At 69.3% G+C, this 17592-nt stretch carries 16 protein-coding genes; 9 read left to right on the plus strand and 7 right to left on the minus strand.

What is annotated here, in order from left to right; translation table 11 throughout:
- Positions 1–28 precede the first annotated feature (28 nt).
- Positions 29–1147: a hemin-degrading factor gene (locus BM43_RS24870; protein WP_036048546.1), complete on the plus strand. Its 1119-nt coding sequence runs from the start codon at positions 29–31 to the stop codon at positions 1145–1147.
- Positions 1144–2076 (plus strand): heme/hemin ABC transporter substrate-binding protein, encoded by a 933-nt coding sequence (locus BM43_RS24875; RefSeq protein WP_080742257.1) that lies wholly within the window; start codon positions 1144–1146, stop codon positions 2074–2076. Before BM43_RS24870 ends, BM43_RS24875 begins: the two co-directional genes overlap by 4 nt.
- A gap of 140 nt (positions 2077–2216) precedes the next feature.
- Here the strand turns inward: BM43_RS24875 and BM43_RS24880 are convergent, their stop codons facing one another.
- Positions 2217–3311 (minus strand): diguanylate cyclase domain-containing protein, encoded by a 1095-nt coding sequence (locus BM43_RS24880; RefSeq protein WP_036048544.1) that lies wholly within the window; start codon positions 3309–3311, stop codon positions 2217–2219.
- Positions 3312–3715: 404 nt separating this feature from the next.
- Entirely contained in the window at positions 3716–4117 is a 402-nt protein-coding gene (locus BM43_RS24885; RefSeq protein ID WP_036048542.1) for a hypothetical protein, read from the minus strand.
- Positions 4118–4614: 497 nt separating this feature from the next.
- Between BM43_RS24885 and BM43_RS24890 the strand changes: the two genes are divergently transcribed.
- From BM43_RS24890 to BM43_RS24910, 5 genes are all read left to right on the plus strand, one after another.
- Positions 4615–6018, plus strand: a complete 1404-nt coding sequence (locus BM43_RS24890; protein ID WP_017920748.1) for an L-lactate MFS transporter — start codon at positions 4615–4617, stop codon at positions 6016–6018.
- A gap of 12 nt (positions 6019–6030) precedes the next feature.
- Positions 6031–6174 carry an MFS transporter small subunit gene (locus BM43_RS24895; protein WP_013696326.1) on the plus strand — a complete coding sequence of 48 codons (144 nt, stop codon included), beginning with the start codon at positions 6031–6033 and terminating at the stop codon, positions 6172–6174.
- Positions 6175–6374: 200 nt separating this feature from the next.
- A complete protein-coding gene (locus BM43_RS24900) occupies positions 6375–6593 on the plus strand; it encodes a hypothetical protein (protein ID WP_013696327.1) in 219 nt (72 codons plus the stop codon).
- A gap of 183 nt (positions 6594–6776) precedes the next feature.
- Positions 6777–7646: an NAD(P)-dependent oxidoreductase gene (locus BM43_RS24905; protein ID WP_013696328.1), complete on the plus strand. Its 870-nt coding sequence runs from the start codon at positions 6777–6779 to the stop codon at positions 7644–7646.
- Between the two features lie 203 nt (positions 7647–7849).
- Positions 7850–8482 (plus strand): LysE family translocator, encoded by a 633-nt coding sequence (locus BM43_RS24910; protein WP_025101371.1) that lies wholly within the window; start codon positions 7850–7852, stop codon positions 8480–8482.
- A 371-nt stretch (positions 8483–8853) separates the two neighbouring features.
- Here the strand turns inward: BM43_RS24910 and BM43_RS24915 are convergent, their stop codons facing one another.
- The 5 genes from BM43_RS24915 to BM43_RS24940 all read right to left on the minus strand — a co-directional run bounded on the left by BM43_RS24915 (position 8854) and on the right by BM43_RS24940 (position 14726).
- A complete protein-coding gene (locus BM43_RS24915; protein WP_013696330.1) occupies positions 8854–9687 on the minus strand; it encodes an OmpW/AlkL family protein in 834 nt (277 codons plus the stop codon).
- 19 nt (positions 9688–9706) lie between these two features.
- Entirely contained in the window at positions 9707–10957 is a 1251-nt protein-coding gene (locus BM43_RS24920) for a DUF2957 domain-containing protein (protein WP_036048540.1), read from the minus strand.
- A 1038-nt stretch (positions 10958–11995) separates the two neighbouring features.
- A complete protein-coding gene (gene argC, locus BM43_RS24930) occupies positions 11996–12943 on the minus strand; it encodes an N-acetyl-gamma-glutamyl-phosphate reductase (protein WP_036048536.1) in 948 nt (315 codons plus the stop codon).
- Between the two features lie 252 nt (positions 12944–13195).
- On the minus strand, positions 13196–13798 hold the full coding sequence (locus tag BM43_RS24935; RefSeq protein WP_036048533.1) for a YbhB/YbcL family Raf kinase inhibitor-like protein: 603 nt from the start codon (positions 13796–13798) through the stop codon (positions 13196–13198).
- Positions 13799–14039: 241 nt separating this feature from the next.
- Positions 14040–14726, minus strand: a complete 687-nt coding sequence (locus BM43_RS24940; RefSeq protein ID WP_013696334.1) for an orotate phosphoribosyltransferase — start codon at positions 14724–14726, stop codon at positions 14040–14042.
- Here BM43_RS24940 and BM43_RS40780 point away from each other — a divergent pair.
- Both BM43_RS40780 and BM43_RS24945 read left to right on the plus strand, forming a co-directional pair.
- On the plus strand, positions 14706–15020 hold the full coding sequence (locus BM43_RS40780) for a hypothetical protein (RefSeq protein WP_144417695.1): 315 nt from the start codon (positions 14706–14708) through the stop codon (positions 15018–15020). The two genes, BM43_RS24940 and BM43_RS40780, sit on opposite strands and share 21 nt — an antisense overlap.
- 276 nt (positions 15021–15296) lie before the next feature.
- On the plus strand, positions 15297–17573 hold the full coding sequence (locus BM43_RS24945; RefSeq protein ID WP_036048530.1) for an NADP-dependent malic enzyme: 2277 nt from the start codon (positions 15297–15299) through the stop codon (positions 17571–17573).
- The last annotated feature ends 19 nt before the right edge of the window (positions 17574–17592 follow it).

The raw sequence follows: 17592 nt of genomic DNA on the forward strand, positions 1-17592 counted from the left end.
GCTTTTTCATGACCGAGGACACCGCATCATGACCACTGCCTCCACCACCGGCGCCCAGGCCGCCACTCATTCGTATACCCAGGACGCGGCCTCGCTGGCCGCGCTGCGGCGCGATTTCACCACGCTGCGCACCGAGCGCAAGCTGCGCCACCGCGATGCCGCCGCCACGCTCGGCGTGAGCGAGGGCGAGGCGCTGGCCGCCTTCGTCGGCGAGCACGTGGTGCGCCTCGATGCGCGCTTCGTCGAGCTCTACGAGGCGATCCCACTGCTCGGCACGGTGATGACGCTGACCCGCAACGAGGCGGCCGTGCACGAGAAGATCGGCCAGTTCGAGAAGATGAGCCATGACGGGCAAGTCGGGCTCGCGCTCGGCAGTGCGATCGACCTGCGCATCTTCTACGGCAAATGGGCCTCGGCCTTCGCGGTGCGCGAGGCGAGCGAGCAGGGCGGCGAGCGCAAGAGCCTGCAGTTCTTCGACGCGCAGGGCACCGCCATCACCAAGCTCTACCTGCGTGCCGACAGCGATCACGCGGCCTTCGATGCGCTGGTGACGCGCCACGCGGCGGTGCCGCAGGCCGCGGGCCTGACGGTCGTGCCGATGCCTGCGCCGGCAGTCGGCCGGGAGGACGACGAAATCGACGTGGCCGGCTTCCGGGCCGCCTGGGACGCGATGCAGGACACCCACGAGTTCTTCGGCATGCTGCGCAAGTTCGGCGCGGGCCGCCTGCAGGCGCTGCGGCTGGCCGGCGAGTTGCGCGCGCGGCGGCTGGAGGACGGCGCGCTGCGCGCGCTGCTCGACGACGTGGCCGCGAGCGGCCTGCCGATCATGGTGTTCGTCGGCAATGCCGGGATGATCCAGATCCATACCGGGCCGGTGGCGAACCTGGTGCCGATGGGGCCCTGGCTCAACGTGATGGATCCCGACTTCAACCTGCACCTGCGCACCGACCTGGTCGACAGCGTTTGGCTAGTGCGCAAGCCGACCAGCGACGGCGTGGTCAGCTCGGTCGAGTTGTTCGACGAACGCGGCGAGACCATCGCCATGCTGTTCGGCGCGCGCAAGCCGGGCGCGCCGGAGCTGGCGGGCTGGCGCGAGGCGCTGGCGCGGCTCGCGCCGGCGGCCGGTCACGACGAGGTGCAGGCATGAGCGCGCGGCACGACGCGGGGCGTCGCCGCTGGCTGCTCGGCGCGGGCGCGTTCGCGCTGGGTGCGAGCGGCCTGGCCGCCGGCAGCGCCGGGGCCGCGGTTGCCGCGGCCACAAGCGGCTCGACCGGAGCCACGGCCGGCGCCGCAGCGGTGGCGAGCGAGCCGCATCGCGTGGTCGTGATCGGCGGGGCGCTGGCCGAGATCGTCTACGCGCTCGGCCGTGCCGACCGGCTGGTCGGCACCGACACCACCTGCACCTTCCCGGCGCCGGCGCGCGCGCTGCCCAAGATCGGCTACCAGCGCTCGCTGTCGGCCGAGAGCCTGCTCGCGCTGCGTCCCGACCTGGTGCTGGCCTCGGCCGAGGCGGGGCCGACCTCGGCGCTGGACCAGGTGCGTCGCACCGGCATCGACGTCGACCTGTTCGCCGAGCATCACGACGTGGGCTCGGTGCGCGACAAGTTCGACGGCATCGCGCGCGTGCTCGGCGCCGAGGCGGCGGGCCGCGAGCAACTGGCGCGTTTCGATCGCGACTGGGCGCAGGCGATCTCGGGCGCCAAGCCGGCGCCGCGCCGCGTGCTGTTCGTGATGGACCCGGCCGGGCGCCAGCCGATGGTGGCCGGGCAGCGCACCGCCGCCGACGCGATGCTGCGTTATGCCGGCTTCACGAATGCGATCGAGGGCGTGGAGGGCTACAAGATGCTGAGCTCGGAGGCGCTGGTGGCGGCGCAGCCCGAGGTGGTGCTGACCACCGACGACACGCTGCGCGCGGCGGGCGGCGCGCAGGCGCTGCTGTCATCGGCGGGTTTTTCGCTGACGCCGGCGGGCCGCGCCTCGCGCGTGGTCGCGCTCGATGCGCTGTTCCTGCTCGGCTTCGGGCCGCGCCTGCCGCAGGCGGTGACGGCCTTGCGCCAGAAATTGGTCGCGGCCTGAGCGATTCGACCGGCGGGCTTGGCGAGCCGGCCGTGTCAGGGGGCTCGACGGGAAGGGCCGATGCGGCGCGGCGAAACCGGATGTGATCGAAGGAGAAACGATCTCGGCCGGGCGCCTCGGCGGCCCGGCCGCGACCGGATTCAGGCGTCGGCCGCGATCACCGCGCGATTGCGACCGCCGCGCTTGGCCTGGTAGAGCGCCGCGTCGGCGGTCTTGATCAGCGAGGTGGTCGAGCCTTCGGGCGAGGCGATCACGCAGGCCCCGCCGATGCTGACGGTGACCACGCCGCCCTCGATGCCGCCCGCGTGCGGCACCTGCAGGGCGGCCACCTCGAGGCGGATCTTCTCGGCGACCAGCCGGGCGCCGCCCGCCGGCGTGCCCGGCAGCACCACGCCGAACTCCTCGCCGCCGAAACGCGCGGCCAGGTCGCCCGGGCGGCTCATGCAGCGCTGCAGCGCGGCGCCCACCTGGCGCAGCACGTCGTCGCCGGCGACATGGCCGTAGGTGTCGTTGTATTGCTTGAAGCGGTCGACGTCGATCATCAGCATCGACAGCTCGGATTGCTCGCGCTGGCTCTTGCGCCATTCGCCGTCGAGGTAGGCGTCGAGATAGCGCCGGTTCGGCAGCGCGGTGAGCCCGTCCGACTGCGAGAGCCGCTCGAGTTCGCGATTGGCGGCCAGCAGCTCGTGCTGCGACTGCCGCAGCGCGCGGTAGGCGGTGTTCAGCTGCAGCAGGTTCACGTAGGCGCGCGAGTGATAGCGGATCCGCGCCACCAGCTCGACGCGGTCGGGCAGCTTGATGAGGTAGTCGTTGGCGCCGGCCTCGAAGGCGGCCTGCTTGATGCGCGGCTCCTCCTTGGTCGACAGCACGATGATCGGCACGTCGCGCAGCTCGGGCGTGCGCCGGTAGTGCTGGACCAGGGTCAGCCCGTCGATGTCGGGCATCACCAGGTCCTGCAGGATCAGCGTCGGATGCGTGTCGCGGGCGATCTCCAGCGCCTGCGCGGCGTGCTGGCAGTAGCGCAGCTCGATGCCGTCCTCGCCGGCCAGGGCCTGGCGCACCGCCTCGCGCACGATCGGCTGGTCGTCCACCAGCAGCACCACGGCCGTGCCGGTGGCGCCGGCAGCCGTGGGCAGCGCCAGCCGGGCTGCCTCGAGCGCGGCATCGGCGCCTTGCTGGGCGATTTCCGGTGGGGCGGGCCGCGGGTTCGGCGCACCGGCCGGGTCGAATTCCATGCGTGGTTCCTTCTGAAAGCGGGAAGTCCGCCGGCTCCAGCGGCGGGCGTGTCGGCGGGACGGCCTCGCCTGCCGCGTGCCGGCCGCTCCTGGCACGGAGGCGGGCGGGACGGGCGAGGCGGGACAAGCGGCCGATAAGCTGTGGATCGATTCTGGATAAGGTGCCGGGTGCCGCGCCGCCCACGAGACTTGTCCTCGTTCACGGCCGATCATCCCCAGACACGCCACGCGCTTGTTCGATCCCTGGCGCGTTGATCCGGCTGCGGAAATCGGGCTTGTCCACGGCCGGGTCGGGTCATTGATAACCAACCCTATTTACCTGTAAGGGTTTTCCTCACAACCGGGAATGAATTGTAGGCCGGCGGGAAAAAGCGCGCACCGTTTTCGCGGCGCCCGCCGCGCGCTCAGACGGCGCAGCGCGCGAGGTGATAGCGCAGGGTGGTTTCGTCGGGTTCGCCCTCGCCGCTGCTGGGCGGATAGACGGCGATGGTGGTGCCGGCCGCCGCGTTCTGCTCGAGCGTGATGCGCCAGTCCTCGTCGGTCGAGCGCGGGCCCACCAGCAGCGTCGCGGCGCTGCCCTGCTGCTGGATGCGCGTGCCGGACATGCGCCCCGACAGGCAGCGCTCGATCTGCGGGGCCGTCAGGCCGGACGAGACGTAGATCATCGCGCCGGGCGGCGCGCCGATCGCGGCGGCCTGCGACTGGGCCAGCGGGCGCGGGCCGTTGCTGCTGCCGCAGCCGGCGATGGTGGCCACGGCGGCGGCCGCGAGCAGCAGGCGGGCGATCAGGGAGTTCGGTGCATTCATCGATTCGGGGCTCTCGGATACGGGTTCGATCACGGCTTCGCCCGGCGGCGCCGGCGATGGTCGAAGCTGGCGATCGATCCGGCGGCGAGGCGAAACATGCCGGGGCAGGCTAACAAGCGTGCCGGGTCGAGGATGTTAAAAATTGTTTTTCGGGCCGCTCTCGCGTAGGATGCGCGGCTTTGTTGGCCGGCCGTAAGACGGCCGGTGCACCGGCTCGGTCCGGTGCGGCGCGGGACGGCGGGGAAATCCGTCCCGGTGCGTTTCACCTGCGTTGACGGATCATTCACATCGTTTACGGCTTGGCATTCCCTTATGCGCGCGTATCTCATATTGCGAATGCATTTCGGCATGCCTATCGTTCGAGGATGGCAAGGCTGGAGTCGGGGAAAATCATTCGGGACAACCGACTATATGAACCGGCTTTTCCTATGGCGTGACAGATTCGGCGCGGGTGCCCGCGCGGGCCACAACAAGATTTGCAACGGAGACGAACCATCATGAGCAGTGTCATCGAGCCCGCGAGCCGCGCGGGCAATCCGTCCTTCCTGTCCAAGGAAGCGACGATCGCCCGTCCGGGCTTCTCGCGCTGGATGGTGCCGCCGGCGGCACTCGCCGTGCACCTCTGTATCGGCCAGGCCTACGCGTTTTCCGTGTTCAACGGGCCGCTGACCAAGGTGATCGGCATCAGCGCCTCGGCGCCCGGCGACTGGTCGCTGACCACGCTCGGCTGGATCTTCTCGCTGGCCATCGTGTTCCTGGGCCTGTCGGCGGCGTTCGCCGGCAAGTGGCTGGAGCGCGTCGGCCCGCGCCGCACCATGCTGACGGCGGCCTGCTGCTTCGGCGGCGGTTTCATCGTCTCGGCGATCGGCGTGTGGACCCACCAGATCTGGCTGCTCTACCTCGGTTACGGCGTGATCGGCGGGATCGGCCTGGGCCTGGGCTACGTGTCGCCGGTCTCGACCCTGATCCGCTGGTTCCCGGACCGCCGCGGCATGGCCACCGGCATGGCGATCATGGGCTTCGGCGGCGGCGCGATGATCGCCGCGCCGCTGTCGGTGGCGCTGATGAACCACTTCAAGAGCGCCACCAGCATCGGCGTGGCCGAGACCTTCGTGGTGCTCGGCATCGCCTACTTCATCTCGATGACGATCGGCGCCTTCGCGATCCGCGTGCCGGCGCCGGGCTGGAAGCCGGCCGGCTGGGAGCCGCCCGCGCAGTCGACCAACAAGATGATCACCTCGCGCCACGTCCACATCGACCAGGCCCTGAAGACGCCGCAGTTCTACCTGATCTGGCTGGTGCTGTTCCTCAACGTGACGGCCGGCATCGGCATTCTCGGCCAGGCCTCGGTGATGATCCAGGAGAGCTTCAAGGACACCGTGACGGCCGCGGCCGCCGCCGGCTTCGTGGGCCTGCTGTCGCTGTTCAACATGGGCGGGCGCTTCGTGTGGGCCTCGGCCTCGGACTGGGTCGGCCGCAAGAACACCTACTTCATCTTCTTCGTGCTCGGCGCGGTGCTCTACTACTGCGTGCCGCGTTTCGCGGCGAGCGGCAACATCGCCCTGTTCGTGCTGGCCTACGGCGTGATCCTGTCGATGTACGGCGGCGGCTTCTCGACCGTGCCGGCCTACCTGGCCGACATGTTCGGCACCGCCTTCGTCGGCGGCATCCACGGCCGGCTGCTGACGGCCTGGGCCGCGGCGGGCGTGGCCGGCCCGGTGCTGGTCAACTACATCCGCGCCTACCAGGTCGGCCACGGCGTGGCCAAGGCCGATGCCTACACCATGACGGTGCACCTGATGGCGGTGCTGCTGGTGGTCGGTTTCTTCTGCAACCTGCTGGTGCGACGCGTCGCCGACCACCACTACATGAGCGACGCGCAGCTCGCGTCCGCCAAATAACGGAGACCCGTGATGACCGATCTCTCGACCCGCGACGCGGCCGACGCGCACCCGACCAACAAGGGCCTGCTGCTGGTGTTCTGGCTCTATGTGCTGATTCCGCTGGTCTGGGGCGTGTTCAACACGCTCGCGCAGGCGCTCAAGCTGTTCCACTGAGTGTTCGCGCAGGCATGCCGGCCGCCCCGCCGGCATGCCGGAAACGGTGCCCATATCAGGGTTTTCGACAGTCAACGCGATGTAAGCCGGGCGCGTTGAATCGACAGCGACGCCGGATGTTTCCGGGCGCGCCGGTGCGATGAAGCGCATCGCGGGTTTCCCGATCGACCGTTTCCACTTTCCAACGCAGGGGTAGAACAATGAACAAGCTTCTCGTTTCGCTGGCCGCCGTGACGCTCGCCTTCGCATCGGCATCGGTGTTCGCGCAGGACGCCTCGGCACCGGCCGCCGCGCCGGCCGCCAAGCACGACAAGAGCGCGCCGAAGCACAAGCTCAAGAAGCACGGCTCGGCCAAGGGCAATGCCAAGGCTGCCGCCGCGTCGGCCGCCGGCACCAACGACAAGGGCGCGCAGCAGTAAGCGCCCACCGCGGCGGCGCGATCCGCCGCCTCGCGGGAGCGCCTCCGAACGGAGCGCTGCCGCCATCGAGTCCTGTCCGGTTTTCGGGCAGGACTTTTTTCATGGCGCGGCCGTGCATCGCGAACCGGCAAAGATCACGCAGCTGTGCTTTACTTCGGCGCTTGAGCAAACGAGGAGCGAAGCATGGATATCGGTTTTGTCGGGCTGGGGGAAATGGGTGGCGCGATCGCCGCGAACCTGCTGAAGGCGGGGCATCGCGTGCGGGTCTGGAACCGTTCGCCGGAGAAGCTCGCGCCGCTGGTCGAGCAGGGCGCGGAGCAGGCCGCCTCGATCGAGGCCGCCTTCGCCGGCGACGCGGTGTTCTCGATGCTGGCCGACGATGCCGCGGTGCGCGGCGTGTTCGACGCGGGCCTGCTCGAGCAGGCGCCGCGCGGGCTGGTGCACGTCAACATGGCGACCATCTCGGTGGCGCTGGCCGAGACGCTGGCGCACGCGCACGCCGAGCGCGGCCTGCATTACGTGGCCGCGCCCGTGCTGGGCCGCCCGAACGTGGCCGCGCAGGGCCAGTTGACGATCGTCGCGGCCGGCCCGGCCGAGGCCATCGACCTGGTGCAGCCGGCGCTGGACGTGATCGGCCGCAAGACCTGGCGGCTCGGCTCGCTGCCGCAGCATGCCAATGCCGTGAAGCTGGCCGCGAACTTCTCGATCGCCTCGGCCATCGAGACCATGGGCGAGGCGGCGGCGATGCTGTCGGCGCACGGCGTGGCGGTCAGCGACTATGTCGACGTGATCACCAGCAGCATCCTGCCGGGCCCGGTCTACCAGGGTTACGGCGCGATGATCGCCGAGCGTCGCTACGAGCCGGCGCTGTTCAAGGCGCGGCTCGGCCTGAAGGACGTGCGGCTGGCGCTGGAGGCGGCCGACGCGGTGTCGGTGCCGATGCCGGTCGGCAGCGTGCTGCGCGACAACCTGCTCGACGCGATCGCGCACGGCGACGGCGAGCGCGATTTCGCGGTGCTGGGCGAGGTGGCGGCGCGGCGCGCGGCGCGCTGAGCGGCGTTGGGCGGGCGGTGGCGATCGGCGGTGAGCCGCGCGCCGGCCGCGCGCATCGGGCGGGCCGCCAGTTGCGGTTCGCCGCGAGCCGCCTCGCGTGAACGATTCGCGCCGGTATCGGCCGGTTCGCGCGCCGGGGCTGCACCGTGCAGGCGAGTGCCGGCATGATGGATGTTCCGACAATCTTCCGAATCGAGACCTTGATGAGTTTGCATACCTGGGAGCTGTTCCTCGCGACGATGTTCGTGGTGTCGGCGATTCCCGGCCCGAACATGCTGCTGGTGATGTCGCACGGCGCGCGCTACGGCATGCGCCGCAGCACGGCGACCATGGCCGGCGCGCTGCTGGCGCTGGTGCTGATGTTCCTGGTGTCGGCGGCGGGGCTCGGCGTGTTCCTGGCGGCCTGGCCGCGCATGTTCGACGCGCTGCGCCTGGCCGGCGCGGCCTACCTGATCTGGCTCGGCATCAAGGCCTGGCGCGCGCGCGTGGAGGATGCCGGCGCCGAGGCGGCGCCCGTCACGCTGGGCATGCTGAGCTCGCCCGGCGCGCTGTTCCGCAACGGCTTCCTGGTGTCGGGCAGCAATCCGAAGGCCTTGCTGTTCGCGGTCGCGCTGACCCCGCAGTTCATCGACCCGGCCGCGCCGAAGCTGCCGCAGTTCGCCTCGCTGGTGGTGACGCTGGCGATCTGCGAGGTCGGCTGGTACCTCGTCTACTGCGCGTTCGGCACGCGTATCGGCGCCTCGCTGCGCAGCGCCCGCGTGATGCGGATCTTCAACCGGCTGACCGGCGGCGTGTTCGTCGGCTTCGGCACGGCGATGGCGCTGGTGCGTCACTGAGCCGGCACGCCGGGCGGCCCGGGATGGTCGGGCCGCGACCGTCTGACGCAGGTTGGCGCGATATCGACGCCGGAAAAACGAAACCCGATCTCGAAGGATCGGGTTTTTCCTGGAAAGCCGCGCCGGACGGCCATTCAGCGCGCAGCGGGAGCGAGCAGGAGAGCGTCGCGACCTAGCAACAACCCGCAAGGGAAAATCCTTATTTTCCGTGCGGAAATGTTGCGGCGCGACATCGGCTCGGGTATAGTTGGAACTGTCTCCTCCATGTCTCCTCTGATATGGATTCAGCCCGCCTCTTCAGGCGGGCTTTTTTTCGTCCAGACGATTCCACATGCCCGATCCGGCATCGCGTCTTGCGCCGTTTCCTTCCCTCAGAACTTGTACGACACCGCCAGGTAGCTGATGATCGGGTTCGCCTTCAGCTCGCTCTTCGATTCCGCCAGCGTCGAGCCGTCGGCCGCCTTGATCGTCACGGTGGAGGTGGTGCGCAGCGGGATGTAGGTGACCGAGGCGATCAACCCCCAGTGATCCGTCAGCGCGTAGGTCAGGCCCGCGTTGAACACCGGCTGCCACGACGAGGACGCCTTGGCCGAGACCGAGGTGGTGCCCGGCTTGCCGGCGCCGGCCGCGAGGATCGAGCCGAGATTGTCCTGGGTCTGCTTGATGAAGTTGTTGCTCAGCTGCAGGTCGCTGAACCAGTTGTACGACACGCCGATACCGAGGAAGGGGCGCAGCTTCGAGTCGGCCTTGGCGAAGTAGTACTGCAGGATCACCGCCGGGCTCCACTGCCGCACGCTCTTGACGATCGGGTTCACCGCGCCGAGCCCGATGTTCTGCGTGCCGAGCGCGCCGGCCGGCCCCGGCGGCACGATGGTGCCCTGCCCGCTCACCTTGAACACCGGCGGCACGCCGGCCACCGAGGTCACCGCGATGTGGTCGGTGAGGAAGTGGCTGATGGTCAGGCCGACCGTGTCGGCCGTGCTGGTGCGCAGCCCGGTGCCCGGCGAATCGAAGGTGGGCGGCAGGCGCAGCGGCGTGTTGATCGGCGTGGGCGCCACGTTGGTGGTCAGCGGGGTGCTGCTCTGCACCGGCTGCACGTGGAACCAGCCGAGGCCGATCACGTTGCTGCCGGCGCTTTGGGCGTTGGCCGCGCCCGATCCGAGCGCGGCGGCCAGCGCCGCCGCGCAGAGAATGGTCTTGTTCACGGGGTGTCCCCTCGGTTTGTTATTGGACGAAGGCGCCGATCGTGAAATACGGCGAGGTCGCGTTGCTGTTGTCGAGGTAGCCGAACACGCCGCCGGTGAAGATGAACTTGCCGGTCGGGGTGGTGCTCGAGGCACCCACGTGGGTCGAGGTCACCGTGCCGGGCACCGCCTGCGTGTAGTCGAGGTTCAGCGCGGTCGCCAGCGACGCCTGCGAGGCGTTGAACGGATCGAGCAGGGTGGCCTGGGTGTTGATCAGGGCCGTGGTGCGATAGTCGAACTGGCTGTCCACGCCGATGTACTCACCGTTCTGCGAGCCGGCCGCGACGCTCGACTGCGGCGACATGATCGAGATGCCCGATTCGTCGTCTGCGGTCAGGCCCGGGATGCCGTTCGCGTCGGGCAGCGGGTTCGGGTTGGCCACGCCGGTGCGGATCATGATCGGCACCAGCTGGTTGCGCAGCTTGCCGACGATGATGTAGCCCTTCGCCTGCGGCGTGGTGGCGAGCGTCGGCTTGACCTGGCTCTGGTAGTTGTTGGTCACGAAGGCGCCGCTGCCGTCGGGCGACTGCGTCAGGTTCGAGCCCGGCTGCGAACAGGTGCCGGCATGCACGCCGGTGGTGTCGCAGCGCTGCCAGGTGCCGTCGGCGTTGATGGTGACCTTGCCGTCAATGGTGGTCGGCGAGAAGTTCTGCGAGGGCACCTGGCCGTAGCCGAGCTGGCTGTAGGTGCCGGCCACGTTGGCGAGGTTGGTCTCGATCGACGAGAAGCCGATGAACGGGTAGTACGGGAAGGTCGTGTCGGGCACCGCGCCCACGCCGATCACGCCCGAGAACTGGATGCGCGCGCCCGGAATCGTGCCGCCCGCCACGCCGAAGCCGACGAACACGCGCGCCGGGCGCGACGGGTCGAGGCTCGCGCCGTTCAGGCGCCATGCGCAGTTGTTGAGCTTCTGGGTCGGCAGGCCGGTTTCCTGGGTCAGCGTGCCGGTCGCGACGGTGCCGGCGCGGGTCGGCACCACGGTGCCGGTGGTGGCCGGGATCGGCGATTCGATATAGCTGATCTGCCAGGTCATCTTGGTCGTATCGAGCTGCAGCTTCACGAGCTCGCCGTCGCCGCCGCCGCCGGTATAGACCGTGCTGTAGTCCAGCGAGCTCGGGCAGAGGCCCGGCTCGGTCGCGGCCAGGGCCGCGGGCGGTTGGTCGTCCCCGCCCCCGCAGGCCGACACCAGCGGCACGGCACAGACCGCAGCCAGTACGAGATTGCGCTTCATCTTGCTCCTCCAGGATTGTCTCTTGTTTGCGGCGGCCAGCTAGCTCCCTGTCGGCCGCTTCATTTGCTTACCCGCGCGTATTGCCGGCGGCTGGCTGACGATTGCGTCGCCGGTTCCCTGCTCCGGAACCGGCGACACCCTCGTCACGGCATTGGCCGCCCGCACCGCACCCCCCGTTGATCCCGTGTATCGCGTCGGGCATGGCTGCCGCGATCGCCTGATGCCTGGCCGCCGTGATGCCGGCGGTCGTCTCGCCGGTGTCGCGCGATGATGCGCACACCTGAATATGATTCGTCGACGTGCTGGAGAAGCGCTGGAGTCCTGCATGATGCCGCCGGCCGTGGCGCGTCGCGATGCGGGACGCGGGCCTGCCGCAAGGGGACGAGTGGACGCCTTGGCGCGTCGCGCGGGTGTCGCGCACGCATCGCGTGCCGACGCCCGGGCTCGGGCGCCGCACGTGGGCCGCGGCCGCCGAGCGCGTGCGCGTCGGGCCGGCAGCGACCGCCAGAGGGGCGGGCGCGCTGGCCACGGCCGACCCTATCCACAAGGCGTATGACATGCCTCCGTCTCCGGTGTAATTGTGCGATGTAATTTCGCTGCGGGGCCTGCCGCTGTCAATTGATGGAACCGTCTAAAAAAGACGATTGAAACGGGACAGATTCGAAACAAGCCCGTGAAATCGGGCCTGGCGGGAAGAATTAAAACGAAAATCGCGTTTGAAATTACCCTGCAAACGCACGCTCCGGCGCCGCCGGCGGCGCGCGTGCTGCGGTGCTCAGGCCCGCCCTGCAAGGCTTGCGGGCGACATCTCGGGTGTATCCCTATTCGGGATATTCATGATTGGGCGGGCACGAGAAATGAGCCGGATTGGCTGCGTTTCGAAAGACTGTGGATTCTCGTGAATGCCGGCGTTCAAATACCGGGAACCAAGGCGGCGATATTTTTATTGATGGATACGCCGGTGAATTCGCGAATCGCGCGGACCAGAAAAAACCGGCCGCGAGGGCCGGTTTTCAGCGATGCGCGAGCCGCGCGGCTTCAGCGCTTCAGGCCGCTGTCCTCGTCGGCGCCGATGTTCAGGTTCATGCACTGGATCGCCGCGCCCGAGGCGCCCTTGCCGAGGTTGTCCAGGCGCGCGACCGTGACGAAGCGCTCCTCGTTGCCGAACACGAACAGGTCGACGCGATTGGTGTCATTGTTGGCCTGCACGTCGAAGAAGCCCTCATCGAGATTCTCGGCCGCGTCGTACGGCGCGACCTTCACGAAGGCTTCGCCGGCATAGTACTCCGCGAGGATCTGCTGCACGTCCTGCGGCTTGACGCGGCGCGCCAGCTGGCTCGGCGTGAAGTAGGTGGTGACGGCCAGGCCCTTGTAGAACGGCCCGACGATCGGCGTGAAGATCGGCGCGCTGGCCAGGCCCGTGTGCGCGGCCATCTCCGGCAGGTGCTTGTGGGCGAGGCCGAGCGCGTAGGCGCGCGGGCTGGCCAGGCGTTCGTTGCCGCCGGCCTCGTAGTCGGCAATCATCTTCTTGCCGCCGCCGCTGTAGCCGGTGATCGAGTAGCTGTGGGCCGCGAAGTCGGTGGCGACCACGCCGGCATCGACCAGCGGGCGCATCGCCAGCACGAAGGCCGAGGCGTGGCAGCCCGGCACGGCGATGCGCTTGGCGCCGCGGATCCGCTCGCGCTGCGCGCGGGTCAGCTCGGGCAGGCCGTAGGCCCAGTCGGCGCTGGTGCGAAAGGCGGTGCTGGCGTCGATCAGCGTGGTGCGATCGTTCTCGACCAGCGAGGCCGATTCGCGCGAGGCCACGTCGGGCAGGCACAGGAAGGTGATGTCCGAGGCGTTGATCAGGCGCCGGCGTTCCTCCACGTCCTTGCGCTTGGCTTCGTCGATGCGAAGGATGTCGATGTCGACGCGCGCGGACAGGTATTCGAAGATCTTCAGGCCGGTCGTGCCTTCCTGGCCGTCGACAAAAACTTTCGTGCTCATCTTGCTCTCACGGAATGGGGCGGCCGGCGCGAACGCCGGAAAGCCGACATTTTAAGACTTCACGGACAGGGCCGTAACCGGTCGCGCCGAAAAAAGCGGCGGCGCGCGGCTTTCATGCTGCCCGGCCGGCGTGACGAATTCTTGAAGCACGGCGCATCGCGGCGATCCGGCTGCCGACTGGCGCTCCGGCCCTCGTCGGGGCGATGCGGCGTCGCGCGGCGCGAAGCGACAGCGCCGAAGCAGGACGGGCGCCTAGCGTTCGTCGGTGACGGTGAGGCGCGCATAGGCGAGCGCGGAGACGCTGATCTCGTGGTCGAACAACTGCGCGGGCCGGCCCTGCGCGCTGCGCAGGCGGTCGGAGTCGAGCGCGTAGACGGTGATCACGTAGCGGTGCGGCTTGCCGGGCGGCGGGCAGGCGCCGCCGTAGCCGTCGGTGCCGAAGTCGTTGCGCGCCTCGCTGGCGCCGAGCCGGCGCAGCACCCCGGAGGCGCTGGCATTGGCCGGCAGGCTGGTGACCTCGGCGGGGATGCCGGTCACCGCCCAGTGCCACCAGCCGCGGCCGGGCGCGTCGGGATCGAACATGGTGATCGCGTAGGCGCGGGTGCCGCGCGGCGCATGCTGCCAGCTCAGCTGGGGCGAGCGGTTGGCGCCGCCGCAGCCGTCGCGCGAGTAGCGCTGGGCCGCGTCGAGCCGGCCGCCCTCGCGCAGGTCGGCGCTCGACAGCGTGAACGGCGCCTGCGCGCCGGGCCGCGCGGTGCCGAGCAGCGCGGCGGCCACCACCGCGAGCAGGCGCAGCGCATTCCTGCCGCGGTGCCTGCCGCCTTGCCGCTCCTCCCGATCCTCACCTGCATGCATGGCGCGAGCCTCCCGTCACGTCGGCCGGCGCGTTCGACGACGGCGTCTCGGCACGTATTCGTGTTGCGACCCTGTGGACGACGGCAGCCAGTCTAGCACCGGGCAAGCGGCGGTGACGCAAGCATCGCGCGATGCCGGGCGGCGCGGGGGGCTTCGCTCCGCCCCAAAAGAAAACGCCCGTGCACGGCAGCCGTGACGGGCGTCGATCACGCGGCGCGCCGGAACCGGCGCGCGCAGGCGCTTACTCTTTCGGCGCGGTGGCGCCGCCGTGCGCGGCCGACCATTCGGCCGGCGCGTGCAGGAATTTCTCGACCTCGTCGAGCGTCTTGGTCTCGAAGTAGCCCGAGGCCTTGGCCACGCGCAGCACGTCCCACCAGGTGGCCAGCGCGTGCAGGTCGACGTCGATGTCCTTCAGGACCGAGACGCTTTCCTTGAAGATGTTGTAGTGGAACAGCACGAAGCAGTGGTTCACCTCGGCGCCGGCGGTGCGCAGCGCGTTGATGAAGTTGATCTTGCTGCGGCTGTCGGTGGTCAGGTCTTCCACCAGCAGCACGCGCGAGCCTTCTTCCAGGTGACCCTCGATCTGCGCGTTGCGGCCGAAACCCTTCGGCTTCTTGCGCACGTACTGCATCGGCAACATCATGCGGTCGGCGATCCAGGCCGCGAACGGAATGCCGGCTGTTTCGCCGCCCGCCACCGCGTCGATCTGCTCGAAACCGACATCGCGCAGGATCGTCGCTTCCGCCATCTCCATCAGGCCCCGGCGCACGCGCGGATACGAGATCAGCTTGCGGCAGTCGATGTAGACCGGGCTCGCCCAGCCGGAGGTGAAGATGAACGGCTTTTCGGCGTTGAAGTGCACCGCCTGCACTTCGAGCAGGATTTTGGCGGTGGTGTCGGAGATCGTTTGACGATCGAAGCCTGTCATGGGCATTCCTTGGGTGATGAGCGGGAGGCCGGGCGCGGGGCGCCGTGGCGCGGCGACGGATTCCGGCCGGAGAACGGCGAACCGGCGCGGATGGCCGGCGGCGGAACTTCGCTGCGCGCGTGGGCCCGCATTTTACCCGAATCGGCGGGCGGCCGGACGTCGCGGGCGGCCGCTGGCGGCAGCTTTCGTCGCGGCTCGCCGGGCGTGTTCCGGCGCGGTTTTCCGGGCCGCCCCGAAGCCGGCGCCCGGCGGGCTTTCCGGGGCGACGACGGGCGCGCCGCGGGAGCACCGTGACGCCCGCGGCCCCTGCCGCGACGGCCTTGAGCGGCAATTCCCGGTATCTGGCGGTGCAGCAACGCGCGCTTCGGCCGAGGTGTACACTTGTCGGCCCCTAGAATCCGCCCGGCACTTTGGTCTCCTTGCCCATCCCGCAGACAGGTTCGACGTCGCGCCGACCCGGCGCGCGACGCATGCCGTCCTCGACCATCCCCTCGATCGCCATGTTCCGGCACCTGCCGGACGCCGAATGCCAGGCTTCCAACACCGCCTTTCTCGCAGATCAGACCCACCATGGATGAACAACTGAAGCAAAGCGCGCTCGCGTATCACCAGAATCCGAAGCCCGGCAAGATCTCGGTCACGCCGACCAAGCCGCTGTCGAACCAGTACGACCTCTCGCTGGCCTATTCGCCGGGCGTGGCGGCCGCCTGCGAGGCGATCCACGCCGATCCGCTCGACGCGCAGAAGTACACCTCGCGCGGCAACCTGGTGGGCGTGGTGACCAACGGCACGGCCGTGCTGGGCCTGGGCAACATCGGCCCGCTGGCCGCCAAGCCGGTGATGGAGGGCAAGGGCTGCCTGTTCAAGAAGTTCGCCGGCATCGACGTGTTCGACATCGAGCTGGCCGAGACCGATCCCGACAAGCTGGTCGAGGCGATCGCGATGCTCGAGCCCACCCTGGGCGGCATCAACCTCGAGGACATCAAGGCGCCCGAGTGCTTCTACATCGAGCAGAAGCTGCGCGAGCGCATGAAGATCCCGGTCTTCCACGACGATCAGCACGGCACCGCGATCATCGCCTCGGCGGCGATCCTCAACGGCCTGAAGGTGGTCGGCAAGTCGCTCGGCGAGATCAAGCTGGTCTGCTCGGGCGCGGGCGCCGCGGCGATCGCCTGCCTGGACCTGCTGGTCAACCTGGGCCTGAACAAGGCCAACGTGCTGGTGACCGATTCGAAGGGCGTGATCCACGAGGGCCGCGGCCAGCTCGATCCGTCCAAGCAGCGCTACGCCGCCAATACCGAGGCGCGCACGCTGGCCGACGCGATCGACGGCGCCGACGTGTTCCTCGGCTGCTCCAGCGCCGGCGTGCTCAAGCCCGAGATGGTGCAGACCATGGGCAGCCAGCCGCTGATCCTCGCGCTGGCCAACCCGGAGCCGGAAATCCGCCCGGAAGCGGCCAAGGCGGTGCGCCCCGACGCGATCGTCGCGACCGGCCGTTCGGACTACCCGAACCAGGTCAACAACGTGCTGTGCTTCCCCTTCATCTTCCGCGGCGCGCTCGATGTCGGCGCGACCACCATCACCGAGGAGATGAAGCTCGCCTGCGTGCGCGCGATCGCCGAGCTGGCGCAGGAAACCGACCAGAGCGAGGAAGTTGCCAAGGCCTATGAGGGCCATTCGCTCGAATTCGGCCCGGATTACCTGATCCCGAAGCCCTTCGACCCGCGCCTGATCATCAAGATCGCGCCGGCGGTGGCGCAGGCCGCGATGGATTCGGGCGTGGCCACGCGCCCGATCGCCGACATGGACGCCTATCGCGAGCAGCTCGGCGCGACCGTCTATCGCACCGGCATGGTGATGCGCCCGGTGTTCACCGCGGCCAAGGCCAAGCAGGCGCGCATCGTGTTCGCCGAGGGCGAGGACGAGCGCGTGCTGCGCGCCGCGCAGTTCGTGCTGCAGGAGAAGATCGCCAAGCCGATCATCATCGGCCGCCCTGCGGTGGTCGAGATGCGCCTGAAGAAGATCGGCTCGAAGCTGCGCGCCGGCACCGACTTCGAGATCGTCGATCCCGAGGACGACCCGCGCTACCAGCAGTGCTGGCAGGCCTACCACGAGCTCGGCGCGCGCGACGGGGTCACGCCCGAGCTCGCCAAGGCCGCGCTGCGCAAGGCCAACACGCTGATCGGCGCGATCCTGGTCCACCTCGGCGATGCCGACGGCATGATCTGCGGCATGATCGACACCTATCACAGCCATCTCAAGTACGTGGAGCAGGTGCTGGGCCGCGCGCCGGGCGCCGAGCATCTCGCGGCGATGAACCTGCTGATGCTGCCGGGCCGCAACCTGTTCGTCTGCGACACCTACGTCAATGAGCTGCCGAGCGCCGAGCAGCTCGCCGACATGACGATCCAGGCCGCGGCCGAGATCGAGCGCTTCGGCATCACCCCGAAGGCCGCGCTGCTGTCGAACTCGAACTTCGGCAGCGCGCCCTCGGCGTCCTCGCGCCGCATGGCCGAGGCCCGCAAGCTGATCGCGCAGCGCGCGCCGCAGCTCGAGGTGGACGGCGAGATGCACGGCGACGCGGCGCTCTCGGAGGTGGTCCGCAAGGCCGCTTTCCCGGGCACCACGCTGTCGGGCGAGGCGAACCTGCTGATCATGCCGAACGTCGAGGCGGCCAATATCGCCTACAACCTGCTGAAGATGGTCGGCGGCGACGGCGTGACGGTCGGCCCGTTCCTGCTCGGCGCGGCCAAGCCGGTGCACATCCTGACGCCGGCGGCGACGGTGCGCCGCATCGTCAACATGACGGCGGTGGCGGCGGCCAACGTCAACAGCGCGGCGCGCTGAGACGGCTCGACGGCGAAGG

Origin of the sequence: Burkholderia gladioli (assembly GCF_000959725.1) — a bacterium.
GTDB classification, from domain to species: Bacteria; Pseudomonadota; Gammaproteobacteria; order Burkholderiales; family Burkholderiaceae; genus Burkholderia; species Burkholderia gladioli.